Here is a 23,908-nt window from a genome sequence, read left to right as displayed (position 1 = left end):
TGATACACTGGGGAATGTTCGGGGTGACCCGACGATGCCCGCCTCAGGAAGCAGGTGCCGCCATGACCAGGATCCCGCCCAGTGACCGCTGGCCCGCCGCGACAGCCTTCGACGCCGCTCCCCGTCCGGGACCCGGCCTGTCCTCCTGCCGGTTCGACGCCGCCGCCTTGCCCTCCGTCGTCGTGGGCCAGGACGGGAGTTGCGGACCGGGCATCGACGCCGCCGGTTACGAACAGCGCCGCATCGTCGCCTTCGACCCGGCCAGCCGCGCCCGCAAGCCGAAGATCCGCGCCACCGCGATGGTGTTCGAGGATCCGCAGTCGCAACGGCTCCAGGCCGATCTCGACCGGCTGGCGCCCAGCGACGCCACCGTGCTGATCATAGGCGAAACCGGCACCGGCAAGGAACTGGTCTCACGCTATATCCCACGGCTATCGCATTTGGCCGAGGATTGATCGAGCGTATTCGTCGGACCATGCTGCGCGCTTTCGCCTGGCTCGGATTGAGTCTTTGTTTTTGGCGGCTCGAACGACGTTAAGAGCAAGCTTGCGCAAGACAGCGAGATTTTCCGGTCCGTGGTCCTTACGGTTGCGGGCGCGATCCTCGTCGAAGCTGGTGTCGAGGACCCAATGGACGGCGGCCTCGATTCTCCAGTGGCTGCGCACAGCCCGGGCCAGAGCCTTGGGGTCCAACTGGGCAGAGGAGAGATACAGGGTGCGGGTGGTGGTCGTGCGTTGATCCGCACCGATGACGGTGCGTTCGATCAGACCCAAGGTCGCCAAACCCGGCAAGTGCGCCTCGTCGGGAAAGCGGCGGTCGGAAGCCAGCCACGCCACCTCCGGGCTGGTCCAATGGCGGCGCACCTCGACCCGGCCGTGATCGGCGTCGGTGGTGACGTGGGCGTCTCCCAGCACCGTCGCCGGATCAGTGAAGTAGCGCTCCACCTCGGCCCGCAGCGTCGGCCGGTTGTCCTTGAGCGGGAACAGCCAGTCGCCGCCTCGCTCTTGGATGAGACGGGCAGTCTCCCCCTGGCAATGCAAGGCGTCGCCGGTGACCAGCACGCCTTTGAGGTCGAACAGTTCCAGCAGCGCCCGCGCTGCGGTAATCTCATTCTCGCCCGCCGCCACCGCCCGCTGCCCCACCACCATACGGGCACCGGAGGCGAAGGCGGTGACGACATGCAGCGCCGAACGACCGGCGGCGCGGTCGAAGGAGCGGCGCAGCGTCTTGCCGTCGATTGCCAGAACCCCGGCACCGTCTTCCCCCAGATGGCCGAGAAATTGCTCGAAGCAGCGGGAAAACGCCGCAGGGTCCAGCAGGCGGAAGATACGCGAAAAGGTGTCGTGGCTGGGCAAACCACCCGCCAACTCCAGGAATTCTTCGAACAGCACCCGCCGGTCGCGGGCGAACAGCGCGAAGTCCACGCAGCTTTCCGCACCACAAATCGACGCCGTCAGAGCGATCGTCAGCACTTCCAGAAAGTCGTGCCGACGGGCGTTGCCCGTCCGAGGATCGGGAAGCCCCTGAAAGGAAACGCGAAACAGACCGGACATCGACCCAGCTCCCACAATATGGGCCGATATACAGAATCCATTTCACCGAACGCCGCTACTCCTCTTTTCCAAATGCGATTCCCGTGCGCTATATCCACAGCCGCAGCCGCCGGGCCGACGGCCCGTTCGTCGCCGTGAATTGCGGCGCCTTCAGCGACACGCTGGCCGAGGCTGAACTGTTCGGCTTCGAAAAGGGGGCCTTCACCGGCGCGCTGAAGACCCAGGCCGGCTGGTTCGAGGCCGCCCATGGCGGCACGCTGCTGCTGGACGAGATCGGCGACCTGCCGCCCGCCCTTCAGGTCAAGCTGCTGCGCGTGCTGCAGGAGCGCGAGGTGGTGCGTGTCGGCTCGCGCAAGCCCATTCCCATCGACGTCCGCGTCATCGCCGCCACCAATGTCGATCTGGAGGCGGCGGTGGAGGCCAGGCGCTTCCGCGAGGATCTGTATTTCCGCCTGAACGTCGCCTCGGTGCGGCTGGCGCCGCTGCGCGAGCGGCCGGGCGACATCCCGCCGCTGGCCCGGCATTTCCTCGACCTCCACAAGGAGCGGCTCGGCCGGCCGGAGCTGTCGCTGAGCGCGGAGGCGCTGCGCCGGCTGGCCCAGTGCCCCTGGCCGGGCAACATCCGCCAGCTGGAGAATGTGCTGCACAACGCGGTGCTGCTGGCGCCCGGTCCGGAGATCGGCGCGGACGACGTCCGCCTGCGCTGCGAGGGGCAGGGTCGGGTGTCCAGTGTGGCGGAGCCGCTGCCCTGCGACCTTGAGGGAGCGGTGAAGGCGCTGGTCGCTCGCGCCATCGCCGACGGCGAAGCCGACCTGTATGAGCGGCTGGTCCGCACCGCGGTGCGCAGCGCCTTCGACCTGGCCGACGGCAACCAGATGCGGGCGGCGGAAAGCCTGGGCATGACCCGCAACGCCTTCCGCACCCAGCTGGCCCATCTCGGCGCCATCGCGCCACGCCGCCGCCCCGGCGGACCCGATCAGGGCGAGGAGCGGCTTTCCAAACCGTCTTCCCCCCATCCGGCTCCCCATCCGGCTCCCCGGCCGGCGAACCTCGTGGATCTGCCGATCGGCTATCAGAAATTCGGAACCTCCAGCATCCTGAAGATGCGCGGCGCGGTGGAGCGGCGGTTGGCCGCCCATGGCTACCGCGTGACCTGGAGCGAGTTCGTGTCCGGCCCGCAGATGATGGACGCGCTCGGCAGCAAGGACGTGGAGTTCGTCGCGACCGGGGAGGCGCCGCCGGTCTTCGCCCAGGCGGCCGGCGTGCCGCTGGTCTATGTCGGCTACGACCCGCCGGCCCCCAATGCCGAGGCGCTGCTGGTCCGCCATGACAGCCCGTTCCGCAGCACCGCCGACCTGCGCGGGCGCACGGTGGCGCTCCATACGGGATCGAACGTCCATTACTTCCTGCTGCGGGCCTTGCAGGCCTATGGGCTGACGCTGGACGACGTGCGCATCGTCCACATGCAGCCGGCGGCGGCGCTGGAGGCGCTGCTCGACGAGATGGTCGACGCCTGGGCGATCTGGGATCCGCTGCTCTCCTCGGCCCAGATCCGCGACGACACACGGGTGCTGACCGACGGCAGCGGGCTGGTGCCGAACCACCAGTTCTACCTCGCCAACCAGAGCTTCGCCGACCGCAATCCGGAAGCCGTCGCCATCCTGCTGGACGAGGTGGGCAAGGCCGGCGAATACGCCGCCCTCCACGCGGCGGAGGCGGCGCGCAGCATGACGCGCGACCTCGGCATCGACGCCCCGGCGCTGGAACTGGCCTTCAGCCGGCTGACCTACGGCGCCAAGCCGCTGGACGACCGGGCGGTGCGGCGCCAGCAGGCGGTGGCCGACAGCTTCCACGCCTCCGGCCTGCTGAAATCCAGCATCTCGGTGCGCGAAGCGGTGTGGTCGGGGAACTGGGCCTAGCGGGCCGTCTGTGAAACTGCGCTGCCCATGCAGCAATTCCCCGGCGGCAGCTGTTGCAATTGCAGCGCCACCGCCGGGGAGGGGCTTCACCAACCATCTGGAAAGAAAGGAAAAACCGGTTTGGCACCGTTGTTGCGCTTAGTCGGCAGACCCTGCAACCGGAGACCGCAACCGTGTCCCGCAAGATCATCGACCTGCGCAGCCGCCCCGCCTTCCTGCATGATTTCTACGGGGCGACCCCCGGCACCCCCGGCTTCGAGACGGCCAGATGGCTGAACCGGCGTGTCGGCACCCGTGGCGACGATGCCCATTTCACCCGCTCCCACACGCTGGACGGCTATCTCGCCGATGTGCGCGAGGCCGGCATCACCGCCGCCGCCATCATCGGCCGCGACACCCCCGGCGTCAGCACCTCCAACGACCGGGTGCAGGAGCTGGTCGCCGGCCGGCCTGAGCTGATCGGCGTCGGCTCCGTCGATCCGCAGCGCCAGGGCACCGCCGCCGCGGTGGCGGAGGTGGGCCGAGCCGTCACCGCGCTGGGGCTGAAGGGGATCAATCTGGAGCCGGGCTTCCTCGATCCGGCGATTGCCTTCGACGATCCGTCGCTGCTGCCGGTCTATGACGCCTGCGACCAGCTGAAGGTGCCGGTCTTCCTGATGACCGGCCCGACCACGCCGGACCCGCGCTTCAACGATCCGGCTCCGGTCGGCCGCATCGCCCGTTCGTTCCCGACCCTGAACATCGTCATCCATCACGGCTTCTGGCCGCATGTGGCGGAGATCGTCGGCATCGCCTTCCGCCATCCCAACGTCCACATTGTGCCGGACATGTACCTCTTCCTGCCCGGCAGCCGCCTCTATGTCGAGGCGGCCAACGGCTTCCTGCGCGACCAGCTGCTGTTCGGCAGTTCCTACCCGTTCCGCCCGATGAAGCAGACGGTGGAGGATTTCCTGAAGCTCGGCTTCGACGGGGCGGTGCTCGACGGGCTGCTGTTCGACAACGCCCGGCGCCTGCTGGCGCTCGACCTCTGAGCGGAGACCCGACCCATGGACATTTTCTGGTTCCTGCCGGTGCATGGCGACGGCCCCTATCTGGGCAGCCAGGTCGACAGCCGGCCCGCCACCCTGGCCTATCTGACGGAGATCGCCCAGGCCGCCGACCGGCGCGGCTACCACGGCGTGCTGGTCCCCTGCGGCAAGGCCTGCGAGGAGCCCTACATCGTCTCGGCCGCGCTGATCGCGGCGACGGAGCGGCTGCGCTTCCTGGTCGCGACCCGGCCGTCCTCGATGACGCCGACCTTCGCGGCGCGGCTCGCCGCCGGGCTGGACCGGCTGTCGGGCGGGCGCTTCTATCTGAATGTGGTGGCCGGCGGCGACGCGGCGGAGCTGGCGGGCGACGGCGTCTTCCTCGACCATGACGCCCGCTATGCCCAGGCGGCCGAGTTCTTCACGGTGTGGAAGCGGGTTCTGGCCGGCGAGACCGTCGATTTCGCCGGCAGCCATGTGACGGTGAAGGGCGCCGCCGTGCCGCTGCGGCCGGTGCAGCGGCCCCATCCGCCGCTGTTCTTCGGCGGCTCGTCGCCCGCCGGCCATGCCGCGGTGGCGGAGCATTTCGACACTTACCTGACCTGGGCCGAGCCACCCGACGCGGTGGCTGCCAAGATCGCGGACGTGCGGGCGCGGGCGGCGGCCCATGGCCGCACCCTGTCCTATGGCCTGCGCGTCAACATCATCGTGCGCGAGACCGAGGCCGAGGCCTGGGCCGCCGCCGAAAATCTCATCAGCAAGATCGACCGCAGCGCCGTCGAGGCCGCGCACGGCGCCTTCCGCCGCTTCGAATCCGAGGGCCAGCGCCGGATGACCGAGCTTGCCTCCCGCAAGAATCTGGTGGTGGCGCCGAATTTGTGGGCCGGCGTCGGGCTGGTGCGCGGCGGGGCCGGAACCGCGCTGGTCGGCAACCCTCGGCAGGTGGCGGACCGGCTGCTGGAATACCGCGACCTCGGCATCGACAGCTTCATCCTGTCCGGCTACCCGCATCTGGAGGAGGCGCACCGCGTCGCCGACCTGCTGTTCCCGCTGCTGCCGGTGACGGCCCCGCCGCTAGCCGCCCAAGCGGCGCCGGACGTCGCCTTCGTCAGCCCCTTCGGCGACCTTCAGCCGGCCAGGAGTGCCTCATGAGCCTCGTTCCGCTGTCCAGCCCGGCCCTGCGCGGGGCATTGGCCGACCTCAAGAGCCTGTTGGATGAGACCGCCGTCGCCCGCGACCGGGCCGGCGGCACCGCCAAGGCGGAACGCGACGCCATCCGCCGCTCCGGCCTGCTGACCCTGGCGATCCCGGCGGCCTATGGCGGTCAGGGGGAAGGCTGGCCGGCCATCCTGGGGGCGGTGCGGGAGCTGGCGCAGGTCGATTCCTCGCTGGCCCACCTGTTCGCCTTCCATCACCTGATGGTCGCCTCGATCCTGCTCTATGGCAACCCGACCCAGCGGGCGGGGCTGCTGACCGCCACGGCGCGGCGCGGCCTGTTCTGGGGCAATGCGCTGAACCCGCTCGACCGCCGCACCCATCTGACGCCGGCCAGGGAGGCGGCCGGGGAACTGGCGGAGGACGGGGAGGAGCCGCAGAGCTGGAGCCTGAACGGCACCAAGAGCTTCTGCTCCGGCGCCAGTGATTCCGATCTGCTGCTGGTGTCGGCGGACGGGCCGGACGGTGTGTTGCGGGTGATGGTGCTGCCGACCGACCGTGCCGGCATCGCCGTGCTGGACGATTGGGACGCCATCGGCCAGCGCCAGACCGACAGCGGCACCGTCACCTTCACCGATGTGGCGGTGTCGGCCGCCGACATACTGGGACCGCCGGGGCCATTCGGCGACGTCGCCTCCAGCCTGCGTCCCTGCATCGCCCAGTCGATCCTGGCCAGCCTCTATCTCGGCATCGCCGAAGGGGCGCTGGCGGCGGCGCGCGGCTTTACCCTGACGGAAGGGCGGCCCTGGCGGGCGTCGGGCGTGGCCAGCGCCGCCGAGGACCCCTATCTGCTGCATCATTTCGGCGAAGCGCAGCTGGCCGTCGCCGCGGCCGACGCGCTGGGCGGGCTGGCGCTCGACCGGCTGCAACGGGCGTGGGAGCGCGGGCGGTCGCTGGGGAGCCAGGAGCGCGGCGAGACCTCGCTCGCCGTCGCCACCTTCAAGCTCGCCGCCGCCCGTGCCGGTCTGGATGCCGCCGGCCGGCTGTTCGACATCACGGGCGCGCGGGGGGCCGCCGGGCGCTATGGCTTCGACCGCTTCTGGCGCAATGTCCGCACCCATTCCCTGCATGACCCGCTGGACTACAAGCTGAAGGAGCTGGGCGTCCATGCCCTGACCGGCGCGCTGCCGGAACCGGGCTTCTATTCCTGATCCGGCCGGCTGCGGCCCGCCATACAATTTCCAGGGCGGGCCTCACCGCCGCAGCCGGCGCTCCAGCCACAGGCTGTAGCGCGACGCGATCACGCAGACCGTCAGGTAGATCAGCGCCGCGAAGCAGAACGCCTCGTCGTAGAAGCCCAGCCAGGCCGGATCCTTGGCGGCGGTGCGCGCGGTGTTCAGCAGGTCGAACAGGCCGATGACGATGATCAGCGTGGTGTCCTGGAACAGGCCGATCGCCAACGTGACGATGGAGGGGATCACCGTCCTGAGCGCCTGCGGCAGGATCACCAGCCGCATCGATTGCCAGTAGCCGAGCCCCAGCGCCTGGGCGGCTTCATACTGGCCCGCCGGGATGGACTGGAGGCCGGCGCGGACGATCTCGGCCAGATAGGCGGAGACGAACAGGATGATCGCGATCTGCGCCCGCAGCAGCTTGTCGATGGCGGCGCCGGCCGGCAGCATCAGCGGCAGCAGCAGGGTCGCGACATAGAGCACCGCGATCAGCGGCACGCCGCGCGTCACCTCGATGAACAGGACGGCCAGCGTCCGCACCCCGCCCATGGAGCTGCGCCGGGCGAGCGCCAGCAGCACCGCCAGCGGGAAGGCGCCCACCAGCCCGACGACGGCGAGCAGCAGGCTGACCGGCAGGCCGCTCCAGCGCTCGGTCGGCACCGCCGGCCCGGCTGGACCGCCGGTCAGCAGCACCAGCGCGGCGGCCAGCCCGAAAAGCCAGAGCCACAGCGTCGCCCGCCGCCAGAACAGCGGCATGCCGCTGAGCCCGGCCAGCGCCAGCAGGATGGCGCCGGCCGCCGCCGGGCGCCACTGCCGGTCCTGGTCGTAGAAGCCGAACAGGATGTAGCGCAGCTTCTCGCCGATGAAGGCCCAGCAGGCGCCGGCCGCGTCGGCGCAGCGGTCGGCGGGACCAACCCACACGGCATCCAGCAGGGTCCAGCGCAGCAGCGGCGGCACGGCCCAGCCGAGAAGGGCGAGGCAACCGAGCGTCACCGCGGCGTTCAGCGGCGTGCCGAACAGGCCGATCCACAGGCGCTGCCAGCGCGGCTGTGGCGGGGAAAGGGGCGGGGCGCTTTGCAGAATGCCGTCGGTCATCGCGCGCCCCTCGCCGCCAGCCGGCGGTTGTACAGGTTCATCGCCGCCGAGACCGCGAGATTCACCGTCAGATAGGCGCCCATCATGATCGCCATGGTTTCCAGCACCTGCCCCGTCTGGTTGGCGCTGGTGTTGATGACGCTGACCAGATCCGGGAAGCCGATCGCGACGGCGAGGCTCGAATTCTTGGTCAGGTTGAGATAGCTGGAGGTCAGCAGCGGCACGATCACCCGCATGGCCTGGGGCAGGACCACCAGCCGCATGATCCGGCGGCGCGGCAGGCCCAGCGCGCGGGCGGCCTCCCACTGTCCGGCCGGCACCGCCTGGATGCCGCTGCGCACGATCTCCGCGATCATCGCCGCGGCGTTGACGACCAGCCCGACCAACAGGGCGGAGAATTCCGGCGACACCGTCGTCCCGCCGCTGAAATTGAAGCCGGCCAGTTCAGGAACCTCGACCTGCAACGGCGCGCCCGACGCCAGCAGCAGCGCGACGGGCAGGCCGCATGCGGCCGCCGCGACCGACACTCCGGACAGCGCATCCCGCCGCCCGAGGCGCCGGCGCAGAACGGTCCCGGCAAGGGCGAGCGCCAGCGCCAGCGCGATGGCCGCGAGCAGCCATCCGCCCGCCCGCCCATCGGCGAAGGCCGGCAGCTGGATGCCGCGGTTGCACAGGAAGACACCCGGCAACGGGTTCAGCGCCTGGCGCGGCGAGGGCAGCGCCTGGAAGGTGGCGCTCCAGAAGAAGAGTTGCAGCAGCAGCGGCGTGCTGCGGACCAGCTCGACATAGCCCTGCACCAGCCCGGACAGCAGCGCGTTGCCGGACAGCCGCGCCACCCCCAGCAGAACGCCCAGGACGGTGGCGATCAGGCAGCCGGCCAGCGCGACCTTGACGGTGTTCAGCAGCCCGACCAGCAGGGCCAGCGCGTAGCTGTCCTGCGGCCGGTAGTCGAGCAGCGCCTCGCCGATCTCGAAGCCCGCCGGGCGGCCGAGGAAGGCGAAGCCCGGCGTGATGCCGAAGCGCTCCATGTTCGCCAGCGTGTTGGAGCCGAGCAGGAAGCCGCCCAGCAGCACGAGCGCCAGGATCGCCGCCTGAAGGCCGCTGCGGCCACCCCACCAGAGGGCGACCGCGGCGACCGGACCGGAGCGCAGGGCGCCGGGCGGCACGGGACTGCTCACCGGAAGGGCGGGGCGTAGAGCAGGCCGCCCTGGGTCCACAGCTTGTTGAAGCCCCGGTCCAGCCCGACCTTGGTCCCCGGCCCGACGTTGCGGTCGAAGATCTCGCCGTAATTGCCCACGGTCTTGACGATGGTGTAGGCGAATTTCGGGTCGAGCTTTGCCGCCTCGCCCAGGCTGGGATCGACGCCCAGGAACCGGCGGATCGTCGGGTCGGTGCTGGTCAGGAAGCTGTCGATGTTGGCCTGGGTGATGCCCAGCTCCTCCGCCTGGATGGTGGCGTAGACCGCCCAGTTGACGATCTCCAGCCACTGGTCGTCGCCATAGCGGATGGCCGGGGCCAGCGGCTCCTTCGAGATGCGTTCGGGCAGCAGGACGTAATCGTCGGGCTTGGGCAGCTGGGTGCGGGTGATCGCCAGATCGGATGAATCCTGGGTCAGCACGTCGCAGCGGCCGCTGGCGAAGGCCTTCTGGTTCTCGGCGGTTTCCTCGATCACCACCGGCTTGAAGGCGATCTTGTTCTGCCGGAAGAAGTCGGTGATGTTCAGCTCGCCGGTGGTGCCGGTCTGGACGCAGACGGTGGCGCCGTTCAGATCCTTGCCCTTGGTCACCCCCAGCTTCTTCGGCACCAGCAGGCCCTGGCCGTCATAGAAGACCACCGGGCCGAAATGGAAGCCCAGCTTGGTGGCGCGGGTGAAGGTCTGGGTCACGCCGGAGAGCAGGATGTCGAACTCGCCCGATTGCAGGGACGGCAGGCGCTGCTGCGGCGAGGAGGCGACGAACTGCACCTTGTCCGGGTCGTTGAACACGGCGATGGACAAAGCCCGTCCGAAATCGACGAAGAAGCCCTGCCAGCGGCCGTTGCTGTCGGGGGAGAAGAAGCCCGGCTGGGTGCCGACGCCGACCTTGATGCTGCCGCGCGCCTTGATCGCGTCCAGCGTCGGGCCGGCCTTGGCGGCGCCGGTCAGGGCGAGGCCGATGGCGAGGCTGAGGGCGCCGGCGATCAGGACGCGCGGCGACAGGCCGCTTCGGGAGGATGGACGCGACGGAGCCTGCGAAGACGTGCGCATGGTGGTTTCCCGCAATGAGTTTGTTGTTTTGTGAAAGCAGCGGAGCACCGCATCGAAAAGACGCCCGACAGGCCGGCTCCGGTCGTGGACCGGCGGTTTGCAGGGCAGCCGCGAAGGGGCAGTGCTTATTCCCTAATTAGCAGATAGGGAAATTGGCCTGTCAACGGTTTCGTGAAAATTTATCAATCAACAATTTTTAAGTGTTCATATAGAATTTTCCCGGCCCATAAATCCACAATTATGATAGACAATAAGAGTCTTCCGCGTAATGATCGGCTGTGAAACAGCGATGCCGCCCGGGGCTCCGTGACCCCGGCGGTCGTGCCAAACCCCGAGCCCCAACCTCCCAAGTCATTGTACTGGAACGCGATCATGGCCAATCCCCAGACGGCCCGCCGGGTTACCGCCTCCGCAGCGTCCGACCAGACCATGGTCTGGATCCCGCTTCCGGAGGCCATGGGGATGTGTGCCGTGACTGACGGGCTGACGCCTGATGCGCCGGTCGGCCGGCTCTGGGCGCAGATGCGCGGCACCTGGCTGAAGGCGCGCAGCCGCACCGACTGAGCGGCGCCGGCCTCCGCAAAATCCGATTTCACATGTCGCCGCACGCAAGCGGGCGTTCCCGAATGCATGTCCGCAAAGGAGAGTCCTGTGACCGCGCTTCCCTCTTCGGCCGAGCGGCCGCCGCTGCCGTTTCTGGATCTCGCCCGCCTCGATGGCGCTGCGGCGGACCGTGCGCTGTTCCTGTCGGAGCTGCGGGCGGCGATCCGCCGCTTCGGCGCCTTCTATGTGACCGGCCACGGGGTCGATCCGGCCTTCATCGACTCCGTCTTCGACCTTTCGCGCGGCTTCTTCGCCCTGCCGGAGCAGGACAAGCTGTCCATCGAGATGGTCAACTCGCCCCATTTCCGCGGCTATACCCGCGCCGGCTGGGAGCGCACGCGTGGTCTGGCCGACTGGCGCGAGCAGCTGGACGTCGGTGCGGAACGGCCGGCCTTGCCCCAAGGCCCGGACCAGCCGCCCTGGGTCCGTTTGCAGGGTCCCAACCAGTGGCCGGAGGCCCTGCCGGAGCTGCGCCCGGCGGTGCTGCGCCTACAGGACCAGCTGACCGCGGTGTCGCGGCGCATCCTGTCGACGGTGGCGGTGGCCCTGCGCCTGCCGGAGGATGCCTTCGATCCGATCCTGACCGACCAGCCGACCCAGCTCGTCAAGCTGATCCGCTATCCGGGCCATGACGCGGTTCCCGCCGCCGATGCCCCTGCCGACGATGCGGAGGGGCAGGGCGTCGGGCCGCACAAGGACAGCGGCCTGCTGACGCTGGTTCTCCAGCACCGCCAGAGCGGTTTGCAGATCGAAACCGACGGGGGCTGGGCCGATGTGCCGCCGGTCCCCAACACCTTCGTCGTCAATGCCGGCGAATTGCTGGAACTGGCGACGGACGGCTATTTCCGCGCCGCGGTGCACCGGGTGGTGACGCCGCCGGCGGGGGTGGACCGGCTGTCGACCGCCTTCTTCCTGGGCGCCGGCCTAGATGTCCGGGTGCCGGTGCTGCCGCTGCCGGACGATCTCGCCGCTGAAGCGCGCGGTCCCGAGCGCGACCCGCTGAACCCGCTCTACAGCTCGGTCGGGGAGAACACGCTGAAGAGCCGCCTGCGCTCCCACCCCGACGTGGCCAGCCGCCATTACACCGATCTGGTCGGCACCTCCGCCTGACCGCCGAACTCTCAAGGAATAAGAAGGAGTCCTGCCGATGACCGACCGCAAGCCGCACTTTGAAACCCTGGCCGTCCATGGCGGCGCCTTCCGCGCCGATCCCGTCACCGGCTCCGTCGCCGTGCCGATCCACCAGACGACCTCCTATCAGTTCCAGGACACCGCCCATGCCGAGCGCCTCTTCGCGCTTCAGGAGCTGGGCCACATCTACACCCGCGTCACCAACCCGACGGTCGAGGTTCTGGAACAGCGGCTCGCCGTGCTGGAAGGCGGTGCGGCGGCGGTGGCGGTCGCGTCCGGACAGGCGGCGTCCTTCTATTCGGTGCTGAATCTGGCGCAGGCCGGCGACAACATCGTCACCTCCACCGACCTTTATGGCGGAACCTGGAACCTGTTCGCCAACACGCTGAAGCAGATCGGCATCGAGGCGCGCTTCGTCGATCCGGCCGACCCGGAGAATTTCCGCCGCGCCACCGACGACCGCACCCGCGCCTATTATGCGGAGACGCTGCCGAACCCGAAGCTGAACGTCTTCCCGATCCGCGAGGTCGCCGACATCGGCCTGGAACTGGGTGTGCCGCTGATCGTCGACAACACCGCGGCACCGCTGACCGTGCGGCCCTTCGACCATGGCGCGGCGGTGACGATCTATTCGGCGACCAAATACATCGGCGGCCACGGCACCACCATCGGCGGCGTGCTGATCGACGGCGGCACCTTCCCGTGGGAGGCGCATGCCGCCCGCTTCCCGCTGCTGACCCAGCCCGACCCCAGCTATCACGGTGCGATCTGGACGGAGGCGGCCAAGCCGCTCGGCCCCATCGCCTATGCGCTGCGTGCCCGCGTCACCCTGCTGCGCGACATCGGCGCCGCGCTCAGCCCGCAGTCGGCCTTCCAGCTGATCCAGGGGCTGGAGACGCTGCCGCTGCGCATCCGCCAGCACAACGCGAACGCCGGCATCGTCGCGAATTATCTGAAGACGCATGCCAAGGTGACGTCGGTCATCTTCCCCGGCCTGCAGGAGGGCGAGGCGCGGCGGCGCGCCGACACCTACCTGAAGGGCGGCTATGGCGGGCTGGTCGGCTTCGAACTGGCAGGCGGGGCGGAGGCGGGGCGGCGCTTCATCGATGCGCTGAAGCTGTTCTACCACGTCGCCAACATCGGCGATGCCCGGTCGCTGGCGATCCATCCCGCCACCACGACTCACTCCCAGCTGTCGCCGGAAGACCAGCTTGCCACCGGTGTCACCCCCGGCTATGTCCGCCTGTCGGTCGGCATCGAGCATCCCGACGACATCATCGCCGACCTGGAGCAGGCGCTGGCCGAGGCGTAAGGCCCGCTGCCCATCGCGTATTGCCCATTGCCCAGCGGTAGCGGTCTCTCGCGGCCCGGTTCCTCACTGCGCGGCCGGCATCACCCCTCGGCGGGAGGTGCCGGCCGAAATTTTTCACAGATGTGCATATTTTGGTATGCGCACTATCTCTAGTGTGTAAGTATGATTTTAGGAAGAAAGAGCGACCGAAAGCAGTAATAGAAAGCTGTTTCGGAATCGCCGCTTCGCTCAATCCGCATGATCGACAGTCCCGGAGGGTTTTTCCGATGGCCAACGTGCCCGGCGCTCCTGTCAGTTCATCCGCCGCGTCCCTCGACCTTGAGACCGATGTCCTGATACTGGGGGGCGGTCCCGCCGGCACCTGGGCCGCCATCGCCGCTGCAACCGCAGGTGCCCGCACCATTCTGGCCGACAAGGGATTTTGCGGCACGTCCGGCGCCACCGCGGCGTCGGGAACCACGCTGTGGTATATCGATCCCGATCCGGCCAAGCGCGCGGCGGCCAAGGCGTCGCGCGAGGGGCTGGGCGGTCATCTGGCCGACCATGGCTGGATGGACCGCGTGCTCGACCGCACCCATGCGGCGGTCGGCCAGCTCGCCGACTGGGGCTATCCCTTTCCACGCGATGCGGACGGGCGTGAGCGCCGCGTGTCGGTGCAGGGACCGGAATACATGCGGCTGATGCGCCGCCGCGTGAAACAGGCCGGGGTGACGATCCTCGACCATTGCCCGGCGCTGGAACTGCTGGTCGACGACGGCGGCGCCGTTGCCGGCGCCGTCGGCTTGCAGCGGCAGAAGGGCGGGCGCTGGACCGTGCGGGCGAAGGCGGTGGTCATCGCCACCGGCGGCTGTGCCTTCCTCAGCAAGGCGCTGGGCTGCAACGTGCTGACCGGCGATGGCCTGCTGATGGCGGCGGAGGCCGGGGCCGATCTGTCGGGGATGGAGTTCTCCAACGCCTACGCCATCGCCCCGGCCTTCGGTTCGGTGACCAAGACGCTGCTTTACCAATGGGCCAGCTTCACCCGTGCCGACGGCGAGCCTATTCCGGGGGCGGCCTCCAAGGGCGGCCGCTCCGTCATCGCGCGGGTGCTGACGACCGAACCGGTCTATGCCCGCCTCGACCGCGCCGAACCGGAACTGTGGGCGGCGATGCGTCAGGCCCAGCCGAACTTCTTCCTGCCCTTCGACCGCGTCGGCGTCGACCCCTTCACCCAGCGTTTCCCGGTGACCCTGCGGCTGGAGGGCACCGTGCGCGGCACCGGCGGCCTGCGGCTGGTGGACGGCACCTGCGCCACCGCGGTCCCCGGCCTGTTCGCCGCCGGCGACGCCGCGACGCGCGAATCGATCTGCGGCGGCTTCACCGGTGGCGGCAGCCACAACGCCGCCTGGGCGATGTCGACTGGCCATTGGGCGGGGCTCGGGGCCGCCGATCATGCCCGTGCCTTGGGAAATGGAATCCGCACCCTGCGCCGGGCAGGCGGCGCCGGATTGCAGGACAGGCCGCGGGGCGGGGCGGCGATCGATGCCGGCGGTTTGACCCGTGCCGTCCAGGCCGAGGTGTTCCCCTACGACATCAACTACTTCCGCACGGAGGAGGGGCTGACCGGCTCTCTCGCCCGGCTGGACCGGCTGTGGGCCGATGCCGCCGGGGCGATGCCGGCCTCCGCCGACACCGTCCTGCGCGTGCGGGAGGCTGCTGCGATGCTGGCGACCGCCCGCTGGATGTACCGTTCGGCGCTGGCCCGCACCGAATCGCGCGGCATGCACCGCCGCATCGACCATGCCGCCCTCGACCCGGCCCAGCGCCACCTGCTGACGGTCGGCGGCCTGGACGAGGTGCATGTCTCGACCCGCCCGGCGCCGGTCCGCGCGGATCGGGCCGAGACAGGCCGGGAGCTGGCGGCATGATCGAGCTGATCAGCCCGGCCCGCTGCACCGGCTGCAACATCTGCGTCTCCGTCTGCCCGATGGACGTGTTCCAGCCGACCGGCGGCGGCCGGGCCGAGGGAGCCGCCCCTGTCATCGCCCGGCAGTCCGACTGCCAGACCTGCTTCCTGTGCGAAGCCCATTGCCCGGACGACGCCCTCTATGTCGCTCCCGATGCCGAAACGGTGACGGGGATCACCGAGGAGGCGGTTGCCGCCGCCGGCCTGTTCGGCAGCTACCGCCGTGCCATCGGCTGGACTGCCGCCCATCGCGAGAACCGTTCCGCCGACCAGACCTTCCGGCTGCTGGCGCCCCATTGAGCGCCCGGCCGCATTCGACAGGAGCCTTTCGATCATGACCGTGTTCGACCCGTCCGGCATTCGCCTGAACCGCCGCCGCCTGCTGACCGACGCGGCCGTTACCGCCGGCATGCTGGCTGCTGCCGGGCCGCTGTGGGCCGGCCGCGCGCAGGCCGCCGCGGCCAAGGCGACGCTGGCCTATGGCAGCACCGGCTACACCTGGGCGGTGCCCTTCGTCGCCGAGGCCGCCGGCACCTGGGCCGAGGCCGGATTCGATCTGAGCACCATGGAGTTCGAGAGCGGGCGCGATTCGATGCAGGCGCTGCTCGCCGGTTCGGCCGACTTCTCCGCCTCGACCGACACGCCGGTGGTGTTCGCGGTGCTACAGGGGCTGCGGCCGTTGATCCTGGTGAATTACAGCCGCTATTCGCGCGACATGAAGATCGTCGTCCGCAAGGACGGCGGCATCGATCCGATCAAGCCGGCCAGCCTGAAGGGGCGCAGGATCGCCACCCGCGTCGGCACCTCCGGGCAATATATGCTGGCGAAATATCTGGAATTCGCAGGGCTGGCGCCGGGCGATGTCGAGGTGGTCGATCTCACCCCGAACAATATGACCTCCGCCCTGGTGCGCGGCGACATCGACGGCTTCGCCTGGAGCAGCCAGTCCGCCGCGGTGGCCGAGCGCCAGTCCGGCGGCAAGACCGCGGTGATGACCCAGTACGGGCTGGAGAAATTCTTCCAGAGCCACCAGCTGCTGCTGACCACCGAGAAGGTGGTGAAGGAGAAGCCGGAACTGGTGACCGGCGCCATCCGGGCCTTGCAGGGGGCGGAACGCCGCATCCTGGCCGACGGCGGCTGGGCCGACCTGATCTCGCGCCGCATCCACACGCCGCCGAAGGAGATTCTGGAGGCGACCTCCGAGTTCACCTTCAAGATCGCCTTCGACGACCGCTTCGTCGACGATCTGGTGGCGGAGGCGGAATGGGCCATCGCCGCCGGCCTCGCCAAGCGTCCGGCGGGGGACCTGCGGGCGCTGTTCCGCGGCCTGATCGTCGATAGCCCGCTGAAGGCGGTGGCGCCCGACCGGGTCACCCTGTCATGAGCGGGGTCATGAGCGGGCCGCTGATCGATTTCGACCGCGTGTCGCAGATCTATGCGGCGCGCGACGGCTCGCCGGTCTGGGCGCTCAGCGACGTGTCGCTGCGGGTGGAGGCCGGCGAGTTCGTCTGTCTGATCGGCCCGTCCGGCTGCGGCAAGTCCACGCTGATCCATCTGCTGGCCGGCTTCCTCAAGCCGACCTCCGGCGCCGTCCGCTTCCGCGGCCGGCCGCTGGACGGGCCGGGGCCGGACCGCGGCGTGGTGTTCCAGGAATATGCGCTGTTCGCCTGGATGACCGCGCGGCAGAATGTCGAGTTCGGCCTGCGCATGCAGCGGGTCTCCGCCCCCGTCCGGCGCCGCCGGGCGCTGGAGGCGCTCGACCGGGTCGGGTTGCGCCATGCCGCCGACCGCTACCCGCACGAGCTGTCCGGCGGCATGCGCCAGCGCGTCGCCGTCGCCCGCGCCCTGGTGGTGGAGCCGGAGGTGGTGCTGATGGACGAGCCCTTCGCCGCCGTCGACGCCATGACCCGCACCACCTTGCAGGAGGATTTGCTGCGGCTGTGGCGGGAGACCGGGGTGTCGGTGCTGTTCGTCACCCACAACATCGATGAGGCGGTATTCCTCGCTCAGCGCGTGGTGGTGATGGGGGCCGGGCCGGGGGTGATCCGCGAGGATCTGACGGTCGATCTGCCCTATCCGCGCGACCGTGGGTCGGCGGAGTTCGGCAGGGAATACGCCCGCATCGCCGCGGCGCTGGCCCGCGGCAGCCGGGGTGCCGACCAGAGCGACGGTGAACGGAGGGCGGCGTGACGGCGGCGACGGATGACGCGGCCGGCACTGGCCTCTCCACCCCCCGGCATTCTGCGGCGGATGCGCGATCCGACAGCGCCGCCTTCGCCGAGGAGTTCCGCCGCGCCCATCGTCGCGGCCTGCGGCGGGCGGCCTGGCTGCGCGCCCTGTTGAACGTGACCGGCATCCTGCTGTTCCTGGCGGTCTGGGAGGCGGTGCCGCGGCTGGGGACCTGGGTCAATCCGGTGCTGCTGCCGCCGCCGTCGGTGGTGTTCGACACCTTCGTCCCGATGCTGCTGTCCGGCGAGATTCCGGCCAACATCCTGGCCAGCCTGCGCCGGGCAGCGCTGGGATTCGGCATCGCGACGGCGACCGGCGTGACGGCCGGGCTGCTGACCGCCCGCATCGGCCTGCTGCACCATGTCAGCGAGCCGATCCTGCACGGTTTCCGCTCCGTCCCCTCCATCGCGCTGGTGCCGCTGTCGGTCCTGTGGTTCGGCATCGGCGAAGGCTCGAAGGTGGCGCTGGTCGCCTGGGGCAGCTTCTTCCCGATCTGGATCACCACCTTCATCGGCGTGCGCGACGTGCCGGCGGCCTATCTGCGCTCCGCCGCCTGCCTCGGCGCCGGGCGGCTGGCGACGCTGCTTCTGGTGGTGCTGCCGGCGGCCCTGCCGATGATCCTGGCCGGGCTGCGCCAGGGCATCGCCGTCTCGCTGATCCTGCTGGTCGCCGCCGAGCTGTCCGGTGCGCGGGAGGGGGTGGCCTACATGATGTCCACCGGCCACCAGATGTTCCGGGTCGACATCATGCTGATCGGGCTGGTGCTGCTCGGCACCTTCGGCTTCATCGCCGACCGCCTGTTCGTGGCGCTGATCCGCCGCCTGTTCCCATGGTACACCACCGCCTCGTGAGGATCGCCGGATGAGCGGACCGAGTTCTTCCCCCACCCTGATCCTGCGCAACGCCAACATCCTCACCTTCGATCCGGACCGGCCACGCGCCGGCGCGGTGGCGCTGGCCGGCGACCGCATCCTCGCGGTCGGCGGGGAGGAGGTCGCGGCACTCGCCACCGCCGCCACCGAAGCCATCGACCTGGGTGGTGCGACGCTGATCCCCGGCTTCAACGACGCCCACGCCCATATGGAGCGCGAGGGGCTGAAGCGCCTGCGCCCCTCGCTGGCCGGTGCGCGCAGCGTCGGCGATATTCTGGAGCGGGTGCGGGCGGTGGCGGCTGAGACGCCGCCCGGCCAGTGGATCGTCACCATGCCGATCGGCACGCCGCCCTTCTTCTTCGACGGTGCCCCGACGCTGGCCGAGGGGAGACCGCCGGACCGGCACGAGCTGGACCGCGCAGCACCGGACCATCCGGTCTACATCCCCGGCCTGTTCGGCAACTGGGGCAAGCCGCCGGGGCACAGCGCGCTGAACAGCCGGGCGCTGGCGCTGAACGGCATCACCGCGGCCAGCCTGCCGACCTGCGGCGGCGTGGAGATCCTGAAGGACGCGAGCGGCGAGCCGACCGGCGTGATCGTCGAGCACAACAGCCGCCCGACCGTCGAGTTCGACCTGCTGCCGGCGGTTCCTCGCTTCGGATTCGCCGAACGGCTGGAGGGCGTCCGGCTGTCCCAGCGGCTCTACAACGCCCAGGGCACCACCAGCATCTACGAGGGGCACGGCTCCGCGCCGCAGACCATCTCGGTCTACCGCCGGCTGTGGGAGCTGGGGGAGCTGACGGTGCGGGTCGGGCTGGTGGTCAGCCCGAGCTGGGCCGACATCGCCGAGGCGCGCCGCGCCATGCGCGACTGGCTGGCCCACGCGCGCGGTGCCGGTCTGGGCGATCCCTGGCTGAGGCTGTCGGGCGTCCACATCGCCTATGGCGGCGACCCGGCGGTCGCCTGCTGCGCCCGCGACAATCTGCCGGACACCGGCTGGTCGGGCTTCGTCGAGCAGGCGCTGACCCCGGCCGACTTCCGCGAGGCCTGCTTCCTGGCCGCCGAGCACGATCTGCGCCTGCACACCATCGTCAGCGACAGGCTGCACGAGGTGGTGCCGGTGCTGGAGGCGGTCAACGAACGCCATCCGCTGTCCGGCCGCCGCTGGGTGATCGAGCATATCGGCCGTGCCCGGCTGACCGATCTGGAGGCGCTGAAACGGCTGGACGTGCTGGTGACGACGATCCCGACCTATTTCCTGTGGAAGGGCGGAGCCGCCTATCTGGACGAGCCTGATGGTGGCGATCTGGTGGTGCCGCACGCCCATTTGCTGCGGCTTGGCATTCCGACCGCCATCGCCACCGACAACATCCCGCACGACCCGTTCTTCACCCTGTGGTCGGTCTGTAACCGGCTGGAACGGACCAGCGGCCGGGTCATCGGTCCCGACCAGCGGCTGGATGCCGAAACGGCGCTGCGGCTGTTCACCGTGGCCGGCGCCGCCCTGACCTTCGACGAGGGATGGAAAGGGCCGCTGCGTCCCGGCTTCGCCGCCGACCTCGCGGTGCTGTCGGAGGATCCCACCGCCATCGACCCGGATCGGTTGCGCGATCTGCGCTGCCGCCTGACGCTGGTCGGCGGACGGATCGTCCATCGCGAGGGGCTGTGACCGTGCCGCGGCCGTTGCGGGTCGTCATCGTCGGTGCCGGTGTGTCGGGCAGCGGCGTCGCGGCCGGGTTGGTGCGCGCCGGTGCCGCCAGTGGCTTCTCCGCCGAGGTGGAGCTTGTGGATCCGCGGCCGTCGCCCGGTGCCGGGCTGACCTACGCGCCCGGGGGCGACCCGCGCCACCGGGTGAATGTTCCCTCCATCCGCATGGCGGCCGTGGCCGGCCCGCCGGCCGGGGAGGCCAAGGAGGGTGAGGAGGAGGATTTCCATCGCTGGTGCCTGGAGAGTGGCGTGCTGGAGGCCGATCTGGCCGGCTGGGCGGACGGGCTGCATTATCCGGCGCGGTCGGTGTTCGGGCGTTATCTCGACGAGAGGCTGCGCGCGCTGTTCTCAGCGGCCGGGCCGGTGCGGGTGACCCACCGGCGCGACCGTGCCGTCGCCGCCCGCCGGCTCGAATCGGCACGGGGAGCCGGGTTCGTCGTGGAGCTTGCCGGCGGCAGGATGCTGGAGGCCGATGCGCTGGTGCTGTGCACCGGAAACCCGGGGCCCGAACTGCCGGGCGTGCTGGCCGGGCTGGCGGGGCACAAGCGGGTCGTCGCCGATCCATGGGCGCCCGGCGCGCTCGATCCCATCGGCCGGACCGACCGGGTGCTGATCGTCGGCACCGGCCTGACGATGGGTGACGTGGTGTCGACCCTGCTCGGCCGGGGCCATCGCGGACCGCTGACCGCCCTGTCGCGCCATGGTCTGGTGCCGCGGTCTCGCCCTGCCGGGCATGCCGACTCCTGGACCGACTTCACCGCCGATCCGCCTGCCGGTGTCCGTGACCTGCTGCGCCGGGTGCGTGCCGCCGTCGCTGACGCGGGCCGGCAGGGGCGGCCCTGGACCGACGTGCTCGAAAGCCTGCGCCTTCAGAACGGTGCCTTGTGGACGGCCCTTCCCATCGAGGAGCGGAGGCGGTTCCAGCGCCATCTGCGGCCCTGGTGGGACGCCCACCGCTTCCAGGCGGCCCCGCAGGTCGCCCGGCTGGTGGCGTCCGCGCAGACGGACGGGCGTCTTTCGGTCCTGGCCGGACGGTTGGTCGGGGCGAACGCCGACGCCGATTCGTCAGGCACCCGCGGTGATGAGGGTGGCGGTCTGTGGGTTCTCTATCGGCCGCGCGGCGGCGACGCCCTGACCGGGCGAACCTACGATGCCCTGGTGAACTGCACCGGCGCCGGCCATGGAGCCTCCTTCGGCCGGAACCCGCTGCTGGCGGCCCTGACCGCCCAAGGGTTGATCCGGCCGGATCCGCTTGGTCTGGGGGTGGAGGTGGACCGGCAGCGCCGGGCATTGGATGCCGGTGGCCGGCCGGTCACCTCCCTGTTCGTCGTCGGGCCGCCGACCCGCGGCAGCCTGGGCGAAGTGACCGGCTCATCTGAGATCGTGCCGCACGCGCTGGCGGTTGCCGGGGCATTGACGGCATGGCGGCACGGCATGTTTCCGCGGTCCCCCTGACCCGCGGATGCGACCCGCGATCCCGGCGAGCCGGCACTGCGGGCCAAGGCGATCACACTGTCAGGAACAGCGCCGAGGTCCACACCCGCGACTGGTCGCGCTGGCGTCCGCTGAGGAACAGCGGATGCTCGCGGCCCGCCGCCAGATCCAGTCCGGCCAGCGGGATGCGGCCGGCGAGATTGCGGGGCAGCGGCGCCTCGGTGACACGCTCAACCGTCACCTCCAGTTCGGTGCCCGGCAGCAGACGGCTGACAGCTCCGGTCGGCGAGTGGGCTGCATCCAGCAGCGCGTCGCCGTCGATCTCCAGCACGGCCTCCGGCGCATGCGGGTTGGGCGGCGGGGTCAGCGGGTTGCCGACCTTCACATAGGTGCCGATGTCGAGCTGCACCCGGATGCGCGTGCCGGCCAGTTGCGACAGCGTCAGTTCCACCCCGTCGGTGTCGCCGTGGGTGACGGTGCGCAAAGCCACCGTGGTGGCATCCTGCCGCCAGCAGCCCTGCTCGGGATGGTCGAAGCCGAAGGGCTCGACCCGCTGCACCGCCGCTCCGGTGACGGTGATGCCGCCGCTCCAATAGGCACCGCGGTAGCGGTCCTTGATGCGGGCGCCGCCCAGCCGCAGCCGGATGCGCCGCTCCGACAACCCCAGCTCACGGTGCAGGTCGCGCTCCCACAGCAGGGTCTCGCCGTCGTAAAGCCGCAGGCTCTCCCAGCCGCGGTCCCCGAGCAGCCGGTAATCGAGCGTATCGGTCGCCGACGCCGTCACCACCTCGCCCATCCAGCGGTCACCCAGCCGCAGGCTGGCGAAGCTGCGCTCCCCGGTGGTGGCGAAGGTGCGGCGCGCGCGCAGCGCCCGGCCGATGGTGGCGCGGTCGAGCCGGTCGGCCAGCACGCCGGTCAGCCCGCCGCGCGCGCCGAACACCGCGGTGGCCGGTGCGCCGCCGCCGCAGCGGCCCTGATGCTCGTCGCTGCTGGCCGAGGCGCCGAGCCGGTAGCCGCGGGCCAGTGCCTCGGCATAGACCCAGTGGAACTGGCCCCAGGCGGAGCCGATCTCGATCAGCCGCTCCAGTTCGGGGTGGTGCCAGTCGAGATTGCAACGCCGCCCGCCAACATGCGGGATCAGCAGATGGCCTTCCGGGTCGTCCTGATAGGCGGCGTAAAGCTCGTCGAGCGGCCAGGCGCCGGGGCGCAGCTTGCCGCGCGTGGACTCGTTCCATTCGAAGGAGCGGACCGGCTGGCCCCGGCTGTCGATGGGGAATTGCGGCACGCCGTCGCGCAGGAAGACGACATTGTGGTCGCCGCCGGCGGCCGAGTTGCCGCACCATTCGGTGCCGGGATAGCAGACGAAGCGGCCGGCCTCGTTGAAGCGGTCGATCAGCCCGACCGCCTCGCTCCAGGCCTTTTCGGTGACGTTGAAGTCGTTGGCGGTATAGCCCAGCACGTCCAGCCCGGCGATGTCGCGGCCGTAGGACAGGTTGTAGGCTGTGTCGTTGGTGCCGACCGTGTCGTTGGAATGGACATGCAGGTCGGCGTAGTAGGCGCGCGGCGCGTCCTGCTCGACGGTGATGAAGGCCTCGGCCGGGAGCAGCCCGTCGGCCGTGGCGGCGATGCGCCACTCGCCTTCCGACAGCGCGACCTCCTGGCGACGGACCAGCCAGCCATAAGCATCGGAGTTGGGCGAGAGCGTCAGTTGCTGCGTGGTCTCACCCCGCGGGCCCGTCAGCGTCAGGGCGGCATCGATGGCGCCGCCGGTGCAGCAGTTGCCCCAGACATCCTCGGCACGCAGCAGCAGGGCCGCCGGGCCGGGCGCGGTCAGGCGCGGCGCCACCAGACGCAGGGCGGCGGGCGCGCCGGGAACGATGTCGATCACGCAGTCGCCCGGCACCTCCGCGTATTTCTGGCTGCCGAGCGGGTCGATGAAGACGCGGAAGCGGAATCCCTGCTCGACGAAGCTCTGCACCCGCGTGCCCGGCCCGCCGCGCCGCCGGTCGCCCAACCTGATCACGATGCGGTCGCCGGGATTGAGGTAGCCGTCGATCACGTCGATGACGATGGCCTTCTGATAGGGACGCTCATGGCCCTTCTGGTCGAAGCGCACCTTCAGCGCCTGGATCGTCGCCGGGCTCTGCCCCGGCACCAGCGGTCCGGCCTCATATTCCACCGAGACATAGTTGGCGGCCTGCGGGTCGCTGGTCTGGAACAGCGCCCAGTCGGAATAGAACTTCATCGCCAGCTTGATGCCGGCGCCGTCGGCGAGCCCTGAGGCGCCGACCTCGTAGACCAGTTGCAGCTCGGTCCATTCGCCGGCGACCAGCCGGCGGTGCGAACAGCTGGTCGATCCCAGGAAGGGGCGGTCCTTGTTGCGCTCGTACAGCCCGACGGGGGCGATGTGGCGGACAGGCGGCTGGGTTTCGGACATGTCGGCGTTTCCTC

At 70.1% G+C, this 23,908-nt stretch carries 20 protein-coding genes; 15 read left to right on the top strand and 5 right to left on the bottom strand.

Features of this window, described 5'->3' with window-relative positions:
* The first annotated feature begins 62 nt into the window (after positions 1-62).
* Positions 63-455, top strand: coding sequence for a sigma 54-interacting transcriptional regulator (locus JHL17_RS37555; protein WP_282189263.1), 393 nt, complete (start codon positions 63-65; stop codon positions 453-455).
* Here the strand turns inward: JHL17_RS37555 and JHL17_RS01005 are convergent.
* A complete protein-coding gene (locus tag JHL17_RS01005; RefSeq protein WP_200190189.1) occupies positions 432-1,553 on the bottom strand; it encodes an ISAs1 family transposase in 1,122 nt (373 codons plus the stop codon). The genes JHL17_RS37555 and JHL17_RS01005 overlap by 24 nt on opposite strands.
* An 83-nt stretch (positions 1,554-1,636) precedes the next feature.
* Here JHL17_RS01005 and JHL17_RS37830 point away from each other — a divergent pair, with 83 nt between their 5' ends.
* From JHL17_RS37830 to JHL17_RS00985, 4 genes are all read left to right on the top strand, one after another.
* On the top strand, positions 1,637-3,472 hold the full coding sequence (locus tag JHL17_RS37830) for a sigma-54-dependent Fis family transcriptional regulator (protein ID WP_345773728.1): 1,836 nt from the start codon (positions 1,637-1,639) through the stop codon (positions 3,470-3,472).
* A gap of 173 nt (positions 3,473-3,645) precedes the next feature.
* Entirely contained in the window at positions 3,646-4,503 is an 858-nt protein-coding gene (locus JHL17_RS00995) for an amidohydrolase family protein (RefSeq protein WP_200190188.1), read from the top strand.
* A 15-nt stretch (positions 4,504-4,518) separates the two neighbouring features.
* On the top strand, positions 4,519-5,649 hold the full coding sequence (gene ssuD / locus JHL17_RS00990; protein ID WP_200190187.1) for an FMNH2-dependent alkanesulfonate monooxygenase: 1,131 nt from the start codon (positions 4,519-4,521) through the stop codon (positions 5,647-5,649).
* Positions 5,646-6,863 (top strand): acyl-CoA dehydrogenase family protein, encoded by a 1,218-nt coding sequence (locus JHL17_RS00985; RefSeq protein WP_200190186.1) that lies wholly within the window; start codon positions 5,646-5,648, stop codon positions 6,861-6,863. Before ssuD ends, JHL17_RS00985 begins: the two co-directional genes overlap by 4 nt.
* A gap of 42 nt (positions 6,864-6,905) precedes the next feature.
* Here the strand turns inward: JHL17_RS00985 and JHL17_RS00980 are convergent, their stop codons facing one another.
* The 3 genes from JHL17_RS00980 to JHL17_RS00970 are packed head-to-tail and all read right to left on the bottom strand — an operon-like array spanning position 6,906 to position 10,224.
* Positions 6,906-7,979 carry an amino acid ABC transporter permease gene (locus JHL17_RS00980; RefSeq protein ID WP_200190185.1) on the bottom strand — a complete coding sequence of 358 codons (1,074 nt, stop codon included), beginning with the start codon at positions 7,977-7,979 and terminating at the stop codon, positions 6,906-6,908.
* Positions 7,976-9,145, bottom strand: coding sequence for an amino acid ABC transporter permease (locus JHL17_RS00975; protein ID WP_345773727.1), 1,170 nt, complete (start codon positions 9,143-9,145; stop codon positions 7,976-7,978). Before JHL17_RS00975 ends, JHL17_RS00980 begins: the two co-directional genes overlap by 4 nt.
* Positions 9,146-9,153: 8 nt before the next feature.
* On the bottom strand, positions 9,154-10,224 hold the full coding sequence (locus tag JHL17_RS00970; RefSeq protein WP_200190183.1) for an amino acid ABC transporter substrate-binding protein: 1,071 nt from the start codon (positions 10,222-10,224) through the stop codon (positions 9,154-9,156).
* A gap of 372 nt (positions 10,225-10,596) precedes the next feature.
* Here JHL17_RS00970 and JHL17_RS00965 point away from each other — a divergent pair, with 372 nt between their 5' ends.
* From JHL17_RS00965 to JHL17_RS00920, 10 genes are all read left to right on the top strand, one after another.
* Entirely contained in the window at positions 10,597-10,788 is a 192-nt protein-coding gene (locus JHL17_RS00965; RefSeq protein ID WP_200190182.1) for a hypothetical protein, read from the top strand.
* A gap of 87 nt (positions 10,789-10,875) precedes the next feature.
* Positions 10,876-11,937, top strand: a complete 1,062-nt coding sequence (locus tag JHL17_RS00960; protein ID WP_345773726.1) for an isopenicillin N synthase family dioxygenase — start codon at positions 10,876-10,878, stop codon at positions 11,935-11,937.
* Between the two features lie 37 nt (positions 11,938-11,974).
* On the top strand, positions 11,975-13,270 hold the full coding sequence (locus tag JHL17_RS00955; protein ID WP_200190180.1) for an O-acetylhomoserine aminocarboxypropyltransferase/cysteine synthase family protein: 1,296 nt from the start codon (positions 11,975-11,977) through the stop codon (positions 13,268-13,270).
* Positions 13,271-13,536: 266 nt separating this feature from the next.
* The gene (locus JHL17_RS00950) at positions 13,537-15,177 is read left to right on the top strand and encodes an FAD-binding protein (RefSeq protein WP_200190179.1); all 1,641 of its coding nucleotides are present in this window, start codon (positions 13,537-13,539) and stop codon (positions 15,175-15,177) included.
* Positions 15,174-15,515 (top strand): 4Fe-4S dicluster domain-containing protein, encoded by a 342-nt coding sequence (locus tag JHL17_RS00945; protein ID WP_200190178.1) that lies wholly within the window; start codon positions 15,174-15,176, stop codon positions 15,513-15,515. The genes JHL17_RS00950 and JHL17_RS00945 overlap by 4 nt, the downstream gene beginning before the upstream one ends.
* Positions 15,516-15,549: 34 nt before the next feature.
* A complete protein-coding gene (locus tag JHL17_RS00940; protein ID WP_200190177.1) occupies positions 15,550-16,599 on the top strand; it encodes an ABC transporter substrate-binding protein in 1,050 nt (349 codons plus the stop codon).
* Positions 16,600-16,607: 8 nt separating this feature from the next.
* Complete coding sequence (locus JHL17_RS00935) at positions 16,608-17,405, top strand: ABC transporter ATP-binding protein (protein ID WP_200190176.1); 798 nt, start codon at positions 16,608-16,610, stop codon at positions 17,403-17,405.
* Positions 17,402-18,295, top strand: coding sequence for an ABC transporter permease subunit (locus JHL17_RS00930; RefSeq protein ID WP_200190175.1), 894 nt, complete (start codon positions 17,402-17,404; stop codon positions 18,293-18,295). The genes JHL17_RS00935 and JHL17_RS00930 overlap by 4 nt, the downstream gene beginning before the upstream one ends.
* A 10-nt stretch (positions 18,296-18,305) precedes the next feature.
* Positions 18,306-19,985 (top strand): amidohydrolase, encoded by a 1,680-nt coding sequence (locus JHL17_RS00925; RefSeq protein ID WP_200190174.1) that lies wholly within the window; start codon positions 18,306-18,308, stop codon positions 19,983-19,985.
* Positions 19,982-21,478: an FAD/NAD(P)-binding protein gene (locus JHL17_RS00920; protein WP_200190173.1), complete on the top strand. Its 1,497-nt coding sequence runs from the start codon at positions 19,982-19,984 to the stop codon at positions 21,476-21,478. The genes JHL17_RS00925 and JHL17_RS00920 overlap by 4 nt, the downstream gene beginning before the upstream one ends.
* A gap of 52 nt (positions 21,479-21,530) precedes the next feature.
* Here JHL17_RS00920 and JHL17_RS36795 read toward each other — a convergent pair whose 3' ends face one another.
* Positions 21,531-23,894, bottom strand: coding sequence for a PHP domain-containing protein (locus JHL17_RS36795; protein WP_211113261.1), 2,364 nt, complete (start codon positions 23,892-23,894; stop codon positions 21,531-21,533).
* Positions 23,895-23,908 lie beyond the last annotated feature (14 nt).

Origin of the sequence: Azospirillum endophyticum (assembly GCF_016595245.1) — a bacterium.
GTDB classification, from domain to species: Bacteria; Pseudomonadota; Alphaproteobacteria; order Azospirillales; family Azospirillaceae; genus Azospirillum; species Azospirillum endophyticum.
The sequence above is the reverse complement of the archived record's forward strand: the minus strand, read 5'-3'. Positions and strand labels throughout refer to the sequence as shown.